The following is a 13,823-nucleotide window of genomic DNA, read 5'->3' as shown; positions in this document are numbered from 1 at the left end:
AATAGATACGACATATGATAATGTTATATTATCAAAATTTCCCAAATACGAAAGACGTTGTTCGATATGTGGGGAAGGACATTTAATTCAATTAGTAAAATAAATATCACCTCAATACATATTTAATATAATGGGAGGTTATATGTGGGTTATATAATGGAATTAAGAAAAATAGTGGGAAGCCGTCCCCTAATAATAGCTGGAGCTTGTGTTATTTTAATAAATGATGATAAAGAGATATTATTGCAACTCCGTAATGACAATAACTGCTGGGGATTAGCTGGAGGTTCATTGGAGACTGTGAAACTTTGGAACAAGCAGCAAAGAGAGAGTTATTTGAGGAAACCGGATTAATTGCAAAAAAATTAAAGTTATTCAATGTTTACTCAGGGGAAAATTTCTATTATAAATATCCTCACGGTGATGAGGTATATAATGTCATATCAGCCTATGTATGCAATGAGTATGAAGGTGCAATTACAAAAGAAGCATATGAAGTTCAAGAATTAAGATTTTTTAAGTTTAATGAACTTCCTCAGAACATAAGTCCCCCAGATTTACCAATATTGAATGAATATATAAGTAGTGCGTATTAATTAAAGGGAGCTTTAATGAAACAAGGGAATTCCAAGAAAAGCAGTTCCCTTTCTTTATTTTTGAAAATTAAAACTATTGTTTAACAACATAAGTAGTGATAGTCCTGCTATTTCCTTTTGCAAAAAAAAACGATGTTTTCTTACACTGCGTCTAGTAAAAGCATGATCCATCGCCTGCTGATAATGGTGTTTAAAGGACAAAGAAATGGATGGTCACAAGACAAGCAGCAGCCTTTAAGGCGGCTGTTTTTTTCTTTAGACAAACTCGCTCGAATGGAAGCCGATTTCGCTCGAATGGAGGTCAATTTGGCTCTAATCATCAAGTAGTTGGCTCGAATCACAGCGATTTTGAACTTATTATCCATTTAATTGGAAAAAATCAAGTCTCTTGCACCCTCCAAACAGGAGAAATTAATGAGATTTGTCCCTATTGTTGATGAATTATGATCTTTTGCTCAATAATCATGACATTTGCAGGTTCATTCTGAATACATTTGTAAGTAAGTTTCCCAGAGCTGACTGTGCTATCTGATTTTGAAAAGGATGTTGAAAAATTTATGATGAGTGATGATCAAAGAAACGCCTATCTTGATGCGATATATGCGGCTATTGAAAAAGGGATGGCTGCGAAGGAAGTGGTGTGCTCGATTACAACGGGTTTTCGTTCTGTTAAAACATTGCGGATCCAGCCTGGCCTTAATCCGTATCATGCTTCTGTTGCGGATATTGGTTATGGATTTGATGCTGTGCAGGGAACGATTGACCGGTTGCGGAGTGGTGTAACTTCCTATAAGGTGAGCATGCTTGTTTTTGATCTGGATACATTAAGAATTTCTGAGCAGCAGCTGAGCCCTAACTTTGAGTTGGCGGTAAAAAATGCACCTTCTGATGTTTATTATTTAGTTGATTACAGCAGGAAACTGAACAGGCAAATTGCAGGCAGTATTTGGGAGGCGAATGATCTTGGCAAAGAGCTGCTAGGATCTCAGTGGGATGTGATTTTGTCGCAGACTGAACCGGTTCAAGCCATTCCACGACTTTAACGGTAAGGAGGATGTGAATGAATCATGATGAGAATGAGCGCCTGCTGGATTGGTGGAAGACGATGGAGGAGGCAAAACCAGTGGTGCGCAGGCTGATGTCATTGATGACAGAGCTCCGGCTGCATCCGGAATCAAGCCATAGCACCGGAATGATTTTGCTGTATAGAGCTGCGTCTGAGGTATCATACGGCTATGCAGGAGTAAGGGGCTGTATCAGGCGCGCGTTTACAAACGAGTACGGAGAACCATTGAGAGTCAATATGGTGAGGTGCCATAGCTTTGTACATAAATTTTCAGCTGATACAAAAGTACTTTTGAAGCATGTGAAAGCAAACACTGCCGGTCCCCATGCTCAGCAAATCATCATCAAGCTTGAAGAGGTGTTAATGGAAAATGACCGCTTCTTAATAGAAATAGAAGAAAAAGCACAGGCCTTTTTTGGGAAGAACACATTCATGGCTTTGAATGAAAACATAAAACAAGAAGAGTGAACCCAACTCTTCTTGTTTTTTTGTCTTAGACACCTAGCACCGCTGATTTGTATGGTATTTTCAGCCGCCAATAGTATCATTGTTCAGAAGATAAAGTATATTGTTGTGCAGTACATGTGACAATAAACGGACCCAAAAACCGTACAGTTTTTGCTTGCAGTGCTGTATGGTTAATTCATAGGAGGATGAAAGATGCAATTAGATGAACGAAGTGCTCACTTGCTGCGGATATTGCAGCAGTCGTCTCCTTTAAAGATGGATGAGCTTGAAGCGCAGACCAGCTTGACCCGAAGACAGGTGCAATATGGGATAGGGAAGGCGAATGATTGGCTTCAATTTCATAATTACAAGCCTATCGGATATGAACGTAAAACGGGTTATTACTTGTCAGACAGCATCCTTGCTGAGGATTTGCAGGTGAATCTGACTACGCGCACATATCTATTTTCCGAGGGAGACCGTGAGAAGGTTTTTTCTCTGACGCTTCTGCTTAGCAGGGAGGCATTGTCTCTTTATCACTTTCAGTATATTTCAGGAGTTTCCCGAAATACAGTATTAAAGGATCTGCAGCGATTAAAGGAAAAAATGAGGCAGGCAGATCTTACAATTAGATATTCCAAGCAGGACGGCTACCTTGTAAAAGGCTCGGGCACAGCAAAAAGATATGTGGCTGAACAGCTGATACATGAGGTTCTGAATAGTGCAAACAGCTCGCTCATCATGGAGTGTGTATGGGGACATGCAGCACAACAGATTCATTCCATCCAGCATGAGCTTGAAACCATTGAACGCAAGCTCGGCATTACTTTTACAGATGAGCGGCTCCAGGAATTGGCGTATTTGTTTTTGACTGCAGATGCGCTGATTGCAAAAGGGGACCCGCTGGAATCCATTGACAGCTGGAAAGAGCTTATGGCTGCGAAGGAATGTAAGCTTGTTGAAGACATGGTAAGAACGGATGGCTTTCAATCAAAATGGAATGAAACCGACATCCTTTATGGAACGCTGCATTTATTAAGCATGAACCGGACAAGGGATGTGTCTCCCCTGCAGGAGGATCATGTCATTTTGCAGCTTTTGAAAAACATTGTGGAGGAATTTGAGAGGCTGGCATGCCTGCATCTGCAGGATAAGGAATTGCTTTTAAATCAGCTTTATATTCATTTTAGGCCGGCCTATTACCGAATGCAGTACCGCATTTCACATGTCAATAGTATGGCGGAGCGGATTCAGCGGGTGTATCCGGAGCTGCACCATTTGACACGAAAAGCGTTGAATTCGCTGGAGCAGGCAATCGGCTGCAAAGTCCCGGAAGATGAAGCAGCGTATTTTACGATTCATTTCGGCGGCTGGCTCCGCAGGCAGGGCACTGCGCTTGATGACAGGAAGCGTGCGATTGTGGTTTGCCCGAATGGAATAGGCATCTCAAGCATCCTGATGTATACGCTTAGAGAATTATTTCCTGATGTACTGTTTTTAGATGCATTATCGATCAGAGATATGGTGAATTACCCTTTATCATATGATCTCGTATTTTCCACAGTCCATCTTAGGACAGATGCCGCCTTATTTATTGTGCCGCCGATTTTGGAGATTGCAGATAAGCAAAAACTCCGGCAGCAGGTTATGCAAAAGCTTTACGGTTATTCAGGGCAAAGCCTTGATGCCGGCGCGCTTTTGAAGGTTATTGCACAATATGCGGACATTCGTGATCATGAGCAGCTTGAGGCAGCTCTTTCATCCCACATTTTTGCCGGGACACAGAAGATGAACAAACATTCAATAGAGGAGGCAGAGAAACCTGTGCTGGAAGAATTATTAACATCACAAACCATTCAATTAAAAGCGTCTGTATCTGATTGGAAGGAAGGCATTAAAGCCGCCTCACAGCCCCTGGTCGATTTAGGGACGATAGAAGAAAGATACGTAGACAGCATGATTTCATCCATTGAGGAAAACGGGCCATATGTCATCATTACTCCAGGGGTTGCCATTCCCCATGCAAGGCCAGAAGCTGGCGTGCGGTCATTATCTATGAGTCTATTAAAGCTTGATGAAGCTGTGGATTTTGCTCCGGGTAAACCGGTCCGACTGATTATTGTGCTTGCAGCAGCGGACAGCGAATCGCATTTGCGGGCATTGGTTCAGCTGACGCAATTGCTTGGCGAGCCATCAAACATTGAAGATATTCTGCAAAGCTCGGATAAAAACGTTCTGCTGAACTATATTCATAAATATTCGAAGGAGGAAACAGTATGAAAATCATGGTGGTATGCGGAAATGGATTAGGAAGCAGCTTTATTATGGAGCTTAACGTGAAAAAGGCGCTTACTGAAATGGATAAAACAGCGGAAGTGGATCATACGGATTTAACATCCGCAAGAACAGTCCAGGCTGATATTTTCATAGGGGCGGCTGACATTATGGGCCAGCTTGATGATGGGAAGCGCACGGTTGTTACCCTGGAAAATATGATGAGCATTCCGGAAATCAAATCTAAACTAGAAGCGCACTTAGCGTAATAAGGAGGAAATAGTATGAAGAAAATCATGGTAGTATGCGGAAATGGATTAGGAAGCAGTTTTATTATGGAGCTTAACGTGAAAAAGGCACTTACTGAAATGGGTAAAACAGCGGAAGTGGATCATACGGATTTAACATCTGCAAGAACGGTCCAGGCTGATATTTTCATAGGGGCGGCTGACATTATGGGCCAGCTTGATGATGGAAAACGCACGGTTGTAACCCTGGAAAACATGATGAGCATTCCGGAGATCACCTCAAAGTTAGGTTCAGTTTTAGAATAATACGAGCAGAAGGAGATAAAAGTTATGTTAGATCTTTTAATGAATGATATCCTCGGAACGCCTTCTATATTAGTCGGGCTTTTCGCTCTTATTGGTTTGCTGCTGCAGCGCAAATCAGCGGCTGATGTAGTATCAGGCACGCTAAAAACGGTAATGGGCTTCATTATTATAGGAGCAGGTGCAACCGTTTTGACTGGTGCACTGACCATTTTCAGCAAAATGTTTGTCCACGCCTTCCATGTGCAGGGTGTGATACCGACAAATGAAGCGGTTGTAGCGGCTGCGCAGGGCAAATTCGGAGCCTCAACAGCGCTTATCATGGTATTTGGAATGATCGTCAATATCATTCTTGCCCGTTTTACCCGTTTCAAATATATTTTCTTAACAGGCCATCACACGTTATTTATGGCATGCTTGCTGGCTGTTACCTTATCGGTTGGCGGATTGAAAGGATTTCCGCTTATCCTGGCAGGTTCGATTCTTTTAGGGTTATGTATGGTACTCTTTCCTGCTTTACTGCAGCCATATGTCCGCCAAATTACAGGCAGCGATGATTTTGCAGTCGGCCATTTTGGCTCCATCGGATATTTTACTTCTGCAAAGGTCGGAAAATGGTTTGGCAACAAGGAAAAAACAACGGAACAAATCAATGTTCCAAAGTCATTGGGATTTTTGCGCGATACATCCGTAGCGGTTTCTCTGACAATGACCATTTTCTTTGTCATCGTAGCCTTGTTCGCCGGGCAGGGATATATTGAATCGAAGCTTTCGGGCGGATCGAATTTCATCATCTTTTCATTAATGCAAGCGATCACATTTGCTGCTGGTGTTTATATCATACTTGCTGGTGTACGTATGCTGATTGCTGAAATTGTTCCCGCATTTAAAGGAATTGCAGAAAAGATTGCACCAAATACAAAACCTGCACTGGATTGCCCGACGGTTTTCCCGTTTGCGCCAAATGCAGTCATTATCGGATTTTTATTCAGCTTTCTTGCCGGCCTGTTATCCATGTTCATTCTTCCGGTCATCGGTTTGAAAATCATCGTTCCGGGACTTGTTCCGCACTTCTTTACAGGTGCAGCGGCTGGGGTATTCGGGAATGTGACAGGCGGAAGGCGCGGCGCGATGTTCGGTTCGTTCGCCAATGGTCTCATTATTAGCTTCATTCCAGCCATTCTATTAGTCTTGATGGGAAATGTTGGCTTTGAAGGTGCAACATTCGGCGACTCGGATTTTGGTATCGTCGGAATCATCATTATAAGCATCCTGAAGTTTTTTGGATTATCTTAAGGTACATAGCAGGAGGGGACTACGGTTCCCTTCTTTTTTTGCATTTCCGGACGCTAGCGAATCCCAGCCAATCAATAAAGAGAAACAGCAATGTACTTTGCCATTGTCAAAAAAAGTCGATTTATTTTAATAGTTTCAGAGAGTAAGCTTCTGTTCAAATATGTTACAATTTTGATAAAATAGAAGTTTAATTTTAAAAGATAAAGGGAATGGTGAAAAATAGAGAGATAAAAGCAGATTGCTTTTTTTGGTGTGAAATCGGCTATAAGTTGTTGGCTGCTCATATGTATGCCCAAAGGCTTGCATGATAAATCCTATAAAAGCCTTTTGTACTGCCAAAAAATACTTTCTGCTGATAAGAAGTTAGGGAGTTGTCCAGTATGGAAGTAGTGCCCGAAATGATGAAAAATCCAAAACTAACGAAAGGCGGTCATATATTTTATCTTTATGATAATGTCGAGAGCTACCTTTGCAATGCCGTTTCGTTTATAGTCACAGCAGCTAAAAATGGTGATCATGTCATATTTATTGAAAATGACCGAAATCTCCTTCATATCAATAAAGTGCTGCATAAGAAGTTAAGCCATGATGAAATGGCTAAAGTACATATCATGAATAATTTTGATTTTTATTATTCTCATGGGAACTTCCACCCGCATACCGTTCTTAATTACTTTTTAACCAGTATTGCACCTCATCATGAAGCCGGTGCTTCCATATACACATGGAGTCAGATTGAATGGGGAAATGATCAGGAAATCCACAATGAAATTGAAAAATACGGGCGCGATTTAAATAAATACATTCCTAATAAAGGAGTTATTTCTGTTTGTGCATACGATGCCAAAAGAACTCCTGAATCTTTAAAAAAGCTATTAATGGAATGCCATGGAGTATTGTTAACAGATGAAGAATTCAGATTTTTGCAATAAGTGATACTTATTTGCGGCAGACAAAGGGCGCATAATTTGCTGTGCGCCTTTTGTCTGCATTGTTTGCGCTGGCGTTAATACCTTATCCTGATCCTGTAACCCATCAATGGCGCTGACGATATAAAGGCATCAAAAAAAATTTTCATTGTTAGACTTTTTTAAGGCTCTTTTCTTAAAGATTGTTGTTTTTTAATTGTTCTGTGAAGCGATTCTGTTGATAAATCTGGTTGATTGGAGTGTAGGGTGCCAGACTCCTATGGGATTAGCGGGAAGGTTAGACCCCGCAGGCAAAGCGGAGAAAGCTCACCGCCCGGCCCACGGAAAGCGAGCATTCTGGAGCGGAAATCAACCCCTTGTTCAATAGCAGCAAAATTCACGAAGAATTTTAAGATATTTTCGTTGACGAAGGTTTTTTCAAAGAGTATCATGAAAGCGTAATCAAAATGAGTAACCGTTTACGTAAATTATTTAATCAATGAAAAAAGAGGGGAATTATGGATCCTACGATTAAGCATGTTGCGAAAAAAGCGAATGTTTCAACAGCTACAGTATCTAGGATTTTAAACAATAAACCAGGTTTCTCCCTAAAAACCAAGGAAAGAGTTTTAGAGGTTATTGAAGAGCTCGGTTATCAGCCTAATGCTATTGCAAGGGGATTGATTAATGGGAAAACAGAAACCATTGGTGTGATGATGCCGCGGCTGCTGGATATGTTTGCCTCAAAAGTGTTAGAAGGTATTGATAAGTATGCCCATGAACGGGGTTCTAGTGTTATTGTCTGCAATACGGATAACAACAGAGACCGGACAATGAAATATCTGCAGTTCCTTGGTGAAAAGCGGGTAGACGGCATCATCTTTGTCAGTCAATTGCTGGAGGAAGACTATTACAGGATGATGGCGGATATGAAGATACCCATTATCTTGGTTTCAACCATCTCTTATGAGTTTCAGCTTCCATATGTAAAAGTTGACGACTATCATGCGGCCTTCAGTGCCACGCAGTATCTGATTCAAAAAGGACATAAGAAAATTGCCATGATAGCAGGAGAACAGACCGATCCTGTTGCAGGGATACCCCGAATTGAAGGATTTAAATCTGCCCTGAAATCTGCAGGACTGACTCCGGATGACCGCTATATCATATCCACTGGCGGATATAGGCACGGTGACGGTAAGCGGGGGATGGAGCAGATACTGGAAAGCGGGCTTGATGTCACGTCAGTCTTTGCCTGCAGTGATGAACTGGCAGTAGGAGCTATGTCTGTCGCTTATAAAAAGGGAATTTCCATACCAGATGACTTGTCGATCATCGGGTATGATAATACGCCATTAGCTGAAATGTCATTCCCTCCATTAACAACGGTTGCACAGCCTTTGTATGATATGGGAAACAAGTCGGCTGAAATGCTGTTTAACATGATGGAAACTGGCGAAAGATCTGAAAGCAGAATCATGCAGCATAAAGTGATTGAAAGAGAAACAGTGAAAGAAATACTTGATTGACCCGTATCTTTTTTTGAACAAAACGTAAACGTTTACTTAATTACGTAAACGTTTTCTTAAAACAGGAGGGAAAACCATGGAAAAACAGTGGTGGAAAGATAGTGTAGTGTATCAGATTTATCCAAGAAGTTTTAAAGACAGCAATGGTGATGGCATAGGCGATATTCAAGGGATTATTTCCAAACTGGATTACTTGCATAAACTTGGCATCGACATTATCTGGCTGTCGCCTGTATACAAATCTCCAAATGATGACAATGGCTATGATATCAGTGACTATCAGGATATTATGGACGAGTTTGGCATAATGGAGGATTTTGATAAGCTGCTCGGGGCTGCCCATGACCGCGGCATTAAAATCATGATGGACCTGGTTGTGAATCATTCATCAGATGAGCATCAATGGTTTGTTGAATCACGTTCTTCCAAAGACAATCCTAAACGCGATTATTACATTTGGAAGCAGGGCAAGGACGGGGCAGCACCAACAAACTGGGAAGCGGCTTTTAAAGGCTCTGTATGGGAATATGACGAAGTTACTGACGAATATTTCCTTCATCTTTTCAGCAAAAAGCAACCGGACTTGAACTGGGAAAACCCGAAACTCCGCAGTGAAGTATATAACATGATGAAATGGTGGCTGGATAAAGGGATCGATGGTTTCCGTATGGATGTAATCAACTTTATCTCCAAGGATACAAGCTATCCTGATGGAGAGGTACAGCCCGGGAAGCAATATGGAAATGGAAGCCCGTATTTCATGAACGGCCCGCGCATCCATGAATTTTTCCAGGAAATGAATCAGGAGGTTCTTTCCAAGTACGACATTATTACCGTTGGGGAGACACCGGGAGTCACTCCAGAGGAAGCGAAATTATATACCGGCAGGAACAGAAATGAACTGAACATGGTCTTCCAATTTGAGCATATGGGCTTGGGTGATGGCCCTGAAGGCAAATGGAGCAATGGTCCTTGGAAGCTGACGGAGCTTAAGCGTATTTTGACCAGATGGCAAAAGGGTCTTGAAGAGGATGGCTGGAACAGCCTTTACTGGAATAACCATGATCAGCCCCGGGTCGTCTCACGATTCGGAAACGATCAGGAATATCGTGTGGAGAGCGCCAAGATGCTGGCAACCCTTCTTCATATGATGCAGGGAACTCCTTATATATACCAGGGAGAAGAGATCGGCATGACAAACGTTGCGTTCGATACCATTGATGAATACCGGGATATCGAAACGCTGAATGCCTACAACGAGCTTGTCGGGGAAGGGAAGATGAGCAAGGAAGAAATGATGTCAGCCATCTATGCCCGCAGCAGGGATAATGCCCGGACACCCGTCCAGTGGGATTCCTCGGAATATGCAGGCTTTACATCCGGAAAGCCATGGATTGATGTGAATCCAAATTATACAGAAATCAATGCAGAAAAGGCGTTGGAAGACCAGGATTCTATTTTCTACTATTATCAAAAACTGATTAGCCTTCGCAAGGAACACAGCATCATTGTCGATGGTACCTATGATCTGATTTTAGAAGATAGCGAGAATATTTATGCGTATACACGGAGCATGGAAAATGAAAAGCTGCTTGTGATCTGTAACTTTACGGCTGAAACAGTACCGTTTGACTTGCCTGAACATATTTCCTATACAAATAGCGAGATACTGATTCAAAACTATCATACAGACAGCAATGATATTCACCATATTGAATTAAAGCCATATGAAGCACGCGTATACAAACTTTCATAAAAGGGGCGAAAATGAAAATGAAGAATAAGAAATTAGTAGGTACAGTTGCAGCATTGTCTATTGGAGCTTCATTACTGGCAGGATGTTCTACTGGAGGATCGAAGGATGACGGAAAAACGCATATCGAATTTTTCTCGACAAAAGTAGAAAACTCCAACACATACAAAGAACTGATTAAGGATTTTGAGAAAAAGAATCCGAAAATCTCGGTCGATCTTACTTCACCGCCAGATGCCGGTACAGTTATTAAGACTCGTTTAACAAAGAATGACCTGCCTGATATTATTGCTTCAGGAGATGACACTACATTCACGAATCTGGCAGACTCCGGAGAGCTTCGGGATCTTTCTAATAAAAGCTACAAGGATAACATCCAGCCGGCATTCATCGATATGGTTAAAAAAGATTACAAAAAAAGCAGTGCACTTTACGGAATTCCATATGCAACAAATGGGAACGGCGTCATTTACAACAAAGACAAATTTGAAAAGCTTGGCATCAAAGAAACGCCGAAAACATGGGATGAGTTTATCGCTGATTTGGATAAAGCAAAAGCGGCAGGCGAGATTCCGATTTACTTTACCTTGAAGGATGCATGGACCGGAATGGTCGCACTTAACTCTGTTGCTGCTCCAGTCGGGGCCGACCAGTTTGCCAAAGATAAAACTGATGGTAAAACAACCTTCAAGAAAAGCTACACCGAGGTTGCCGACAAGCTGCTGACACTTGAAAAGTATGGACACAAAGACAATTTGGGTGTTGCATATGGTGATGGAAATACGGCTTTTGCACAAGGTAAGGGCGTATTCTATCTCCAAGGAAACTGGGCAATCCCAGAAATTCTGAAAGCAAATCCTGATGCGAAGCTTGGCGTATTCCCATTCCCTGCTACAAATGACGTGAAGCAAAACAAGCTTGTATCAGGCATCGATGTACTGTTTTCTGAAACAAAAGCCACCAAACACCAAAAAGAAGCGGATAAATTCATTGAATTTTTGGCAAGTCAGGATTCAGCCCAGACTTATACAAAAGAGCAAAAATCATTCTCTGCAATTAACGGCGTAACACAGGACGATCCGACACTTGCAGGATACAAGGACAGTTTTGCAAACGGAAATATTGCGGGCTATGCAGACCACTTCTTCCCAGCCAGCCTGAACGCTCCAAACATTGTACAGGACTTCTTTATTAAGAAAAATAAAGATGCCTTCCTTACAAAAATGGACAAGGAATGGGATAAGGTAGCAAACCGAAAATAATAAAGTAAGCGCAATGGAGCAAATAGGGTATCCATCTGGATGCCCATTCTCTTTCTAAGGGGTGGTTATTGATGAAAAAGCGCAATTATGCCTATCTGTTTATGGTATTGCCCGGTGTATTACTGTTCTTCATCTTTCATACTTTTCCGGTTTTAAAAGGGATTTTTTATAGTTTTACAGACTGGAAGGGCTACGGGGACTGGAACTTTGTCGGCATAAAGAATTATCTGAATGTGTTCAAGGATGACCGGGCGCTTCATGCCTATTTATTCACCTTTAAATTTGCGATTGTTTCGACCATTATCGTAAATGTGCTAAGTCTATTAATTGCGATTGGACTTAACTCGAAGATTAAGGCAAGGAGCTTTTTCAGGGGAGTCTACTTTCTGCCCAATATTCTCAGTGTGTTAATTGTAGGATTTATATTTAACTACATATTTGCCCATATGCTTCCGCAGATCGGGGACGCGCTGCATCTTGATGTATTATCAAGAAATATTCTCGGAGACCCGGATCTTGCCTGGATCGGTGTGGTCATTGTCGCATCATGGCAATCGATTGCTTTTAACACCATCCTTTACCTGGCTGGTCTGCAAACGATTTCATCGGATATTTATGAAGCCGCAGCCATTGACGGAACAGGAAAATGGCGTGAATTCTGGAGTATTACATTCCCGCTGATCGCCCCGTTCTTTACGATTAACATGGTGCTTTCATTAAAGAACTTTTTAATGGTGTTCGACCAAATTGTGGCGATGACAGGCGGGGGACCCGGCCAGTCTACAGAATCAATTTCGTATCTGATCTATAAAGGCGGCTTCCAGGGAGGAGATTTTGCCTACCAATCTGCCAATGCGGTCATTTATTTCATTGTGATTGTGGTTATTTCCGTTCTTCAGCTTAGATTCCTGCAAAAACGGGAGGTTGACATGTAATGAATAAAACAAAAACAAATTGGACCGTTCAAATCCTGATCGCGCTTGGTGCATTGTTCGTTCTGATTCCCTTATACTTAACCATCACCATTGCCTTAAAGGATCCGCAGCAGCTGGCACAATCTGTACTGGCTTGGCCGGATAAGCTGCACTTTGAAAACTTTTCCGAAGCCATTCAAATGACAAACTTTTGGGCTGCGTTTGGAAACAGTGCCATTATTACAGTCAGTGTCGTGATTTTGACGCTGCTGACGAATTCAATGGTTGCCTATGCAATTGCCAGAAACATGCATAAGCGTTTCTTTAATATCATATACTATTTTCTTGTCAGCGCCATGTTCATCCCGTTTCCGATTATCATGCTTCCTATCGTGAAGCAAATGAGTGACTGGGGGCTGGATAATATGGTCGGGCTTATTCTCTTGTATGTAGTTTACGGCCTTTCATTCAACATTTTCGTATATGTCGGATATATTAAGTCGATACCAAAGGAGCTGGAAGAAGCGGCTATCATGGACGGAGCCAGTACGTGGGGAGTGTTCTGGAAAGTGATTTTCCCTCTATTGACACCAATCAACGCAACAGTTGCCATCCTGACTGCTCTTTGGGCGTGGAATGACTTTATGCTTCCTCTCGTGTTATTGGATCAAAATTCAGCTACATTGCCTCTGGTACAATATGTATTCCAGGGACAATTCAGCACAAACTACAACTTGGCTTTTGCTTCCTATATCATGGCTCTTGCGCCAATGGTCGTTGTTTACCTGTTCGCGCAAAAGTGGATCATCAACGGAGTTACAAAAGGGGCCATCAAATGAGAAACCGGATTTTTCCGGTTTCTTTTTTTTTGAGAATAAAAGATTTGCGGGAGGGTGAAAAAGTGTTTAAGGGATGGCCTTTGTTATATGGGCCGGCTGATTTCCATTCCAGGATGCTTCGCTTTCCGCGGGGCGTGCGCGAGCCTCCTCGGCTGGCGCCTGCGGGTTCTCGCCTGCCACGCTAATCCCGCAGGAGTCTCGCACCTTCCATTCCAATCAGCCTATAGCTTTTAAAGAATATTCACCTGAATTCAGGAGGTAAAGTTCCTCAGTACTTTACGTAACAGCAATCCATTAAAATGTTGGAAAGGAAAAAAAATTAAAAGGATGGCCTTTGTTATATGGGCCGGCTGATTTCCACTGCAGGATGCTTCGCTTTCCGCGGGGC

At 42.1% G+C, this 13,823-nt stretch carries 12 protein-coding genes and 1 pseudogene; all 13 read left to right on the top strand.

Going from position 1 to position 13,823, the window contains the following annotated elements; all coding sequences use genetic code 11:
- Nucleotides 1-144: 144 nt before the first annotated feature.
- Nucleotides 145-596 (top strand): annotated as a pseudogene (locus BIV59_RS13865) (NUDIX hydrolase).
- Nucleotides 597-1,153: 557 nt separating this feature from the next.
- A complete protein-coding gene (locus BIV59_RS13860; RefSeq protein WP_240501907.1) occupies nt 1,154-1,639 on the top strand; it encodes a hypothetical protein in 486 nt (161 codons plus the stop codon).
- 17 nt (nt 1,640-1,656) lie between these two features.
- Nucleotides 1,657-2,130, top strand: coding sequence for a hypothetical protein (locus BIV59_RS13855; protein ID WP_071352063.1), 474 nt, complete (start codon nt 1,657-1,659; stop codon nt 2,128-2,130).
- Between the two features lie 192 nt (nt 2,131-2,322).
- A complete protein-coding gene (locus tag BIV59_RS13850; RefSeq protein ID WP_071352062.1) occupies nt 2,323-4,389 on the top strand; it encodes a BglG family transcription antiterminator in 2,067 nt (688 codons plus the stop codon).
- A complete protein-coding gene (locus BIV59_RS13845) occupies nt 4,386-4,652 on the top strand; it encodes a PTS sugar transporter subunit IIB (RefSeq protein ID WP_071352061.1) in 267 nt (88 codons plus the stop codon). Before BIV59_RS13850 ends, BIV59_RS13845 begins: the two co-directional genes overlap by 4 nt.
- A 15-nt stretch (nt 4,653-4,667) precedes the next feature.
- The gene (locus BIV59_RS13840) at nt 4,668-4,937 is read left to right on the top strand and encodes a PTS sugar transporter subunit IIB (RefSeq protein ID WP_071352060.1); all 270 of its coding nucleotides are present in this window, start codon (nt 4,668-4,670) and stop codon (nt 4,935-4,937) included.
- Nucleotides 4,938-4,961: 24 nt separating this feature from the next.
- Entirely contained in the window at nt 4,962-6,230 is a 1,269-nt protein-coding gene (locus BIV59_RS13835) for a PTS ascorbate transporter subunit IIC (RefSeq protein ID WP_071352059.1), read from the top strand.
- 380 nt (nt 6,231-6,610) lie between these two features.
- Complete coding sequence (locus BIV59_RS13830; protein WP_083392177.1) at nt 6,611-7,162, top strand: MEDS domain-containing protein; 552 nt, start codon at nt 6,611-6,613, stop codon at nt 7,160-7,162.
- 494 nt (nt 7,163-7,656) lie between these two features.
- Nucleotides 7,657-8,667 carry a LacI family DNA-binding transcriptional regulator gene (locus BIV59_RS13825; protein WP_071352058.1) on the top strand — a complete coding sequence of 337 codons (1,011 nt, stop codon included), beginning with the start codon at nt 7,657-7,659 and terminating at the stop codon, nt 8,665-8,667.
- Nucleotides 8,668-8,743: 76 nt separating this feature from the next.
- Nucleotides 8,744-10,423, top strand: coding sequence for a glycoside hydrolase family 13 protein (locus BIV59_RS13820; protein WP_071352057.1), 1,680 nt, complete (start codon nt 8,744-8,746; stop codon nt 10,421-10,423).
- A 17-nt stretch (nt 10,424-10,440) separates the two neighbouring features.
- On the top strand, nt 10,441-11,682 hold the full coding sequence (locus tag BIV59_RS13815) for an ABC transporter substrate-binding protein (RefSeq protein WP_139194369.1): 1,242 nt from the start codon (nt 10,441-10,443) through the stop codon (nt 11,680-11,682).
- A gap of 71 nt (nt 11,683-11,753) precedes the next feature.
- Nucleotides 11,754-12,617, top strand: coding sequence for a carbohydrate ABC transporter permease (locus BIV59_RS13810; protein ID WP_071352055.1), 864 nt, complete (start codon nt 11,754-11,756; stop codon nt 12,615-12,617).
- Nucleotides 12,617-13,435 (top strand): carbohydrate ABC transporter permease, encoded by an 819-nt coding sequence (locus BIV59_RS13805; protein ID WP_071352054.1) that lies wholly within the window; start codon nt 12,617-12,619, stop codon nt 13,433-13,435. The genes BIV59_RS13810 and BIV59_RS13805 overlap by 1 nt, the downstream gene beginning before the upstream one ends.
- Nucleotides 13,436-13,823 lie beyond the last annotated feature (388 nt).

The sequence above is a fragment of the Bacillus sp. MUM 13 genome, from assembly GCF_001866725.1.
Taxonomy (GTDB): Bacteria; Bacillota; Bacilli; order Bacillales; family DSM-1321; genus Peribacillus.
Note: the sequence above shows the minus strand (reverse complement) of the source record. Positions and strands in the feature narration are given on the sequence as shown.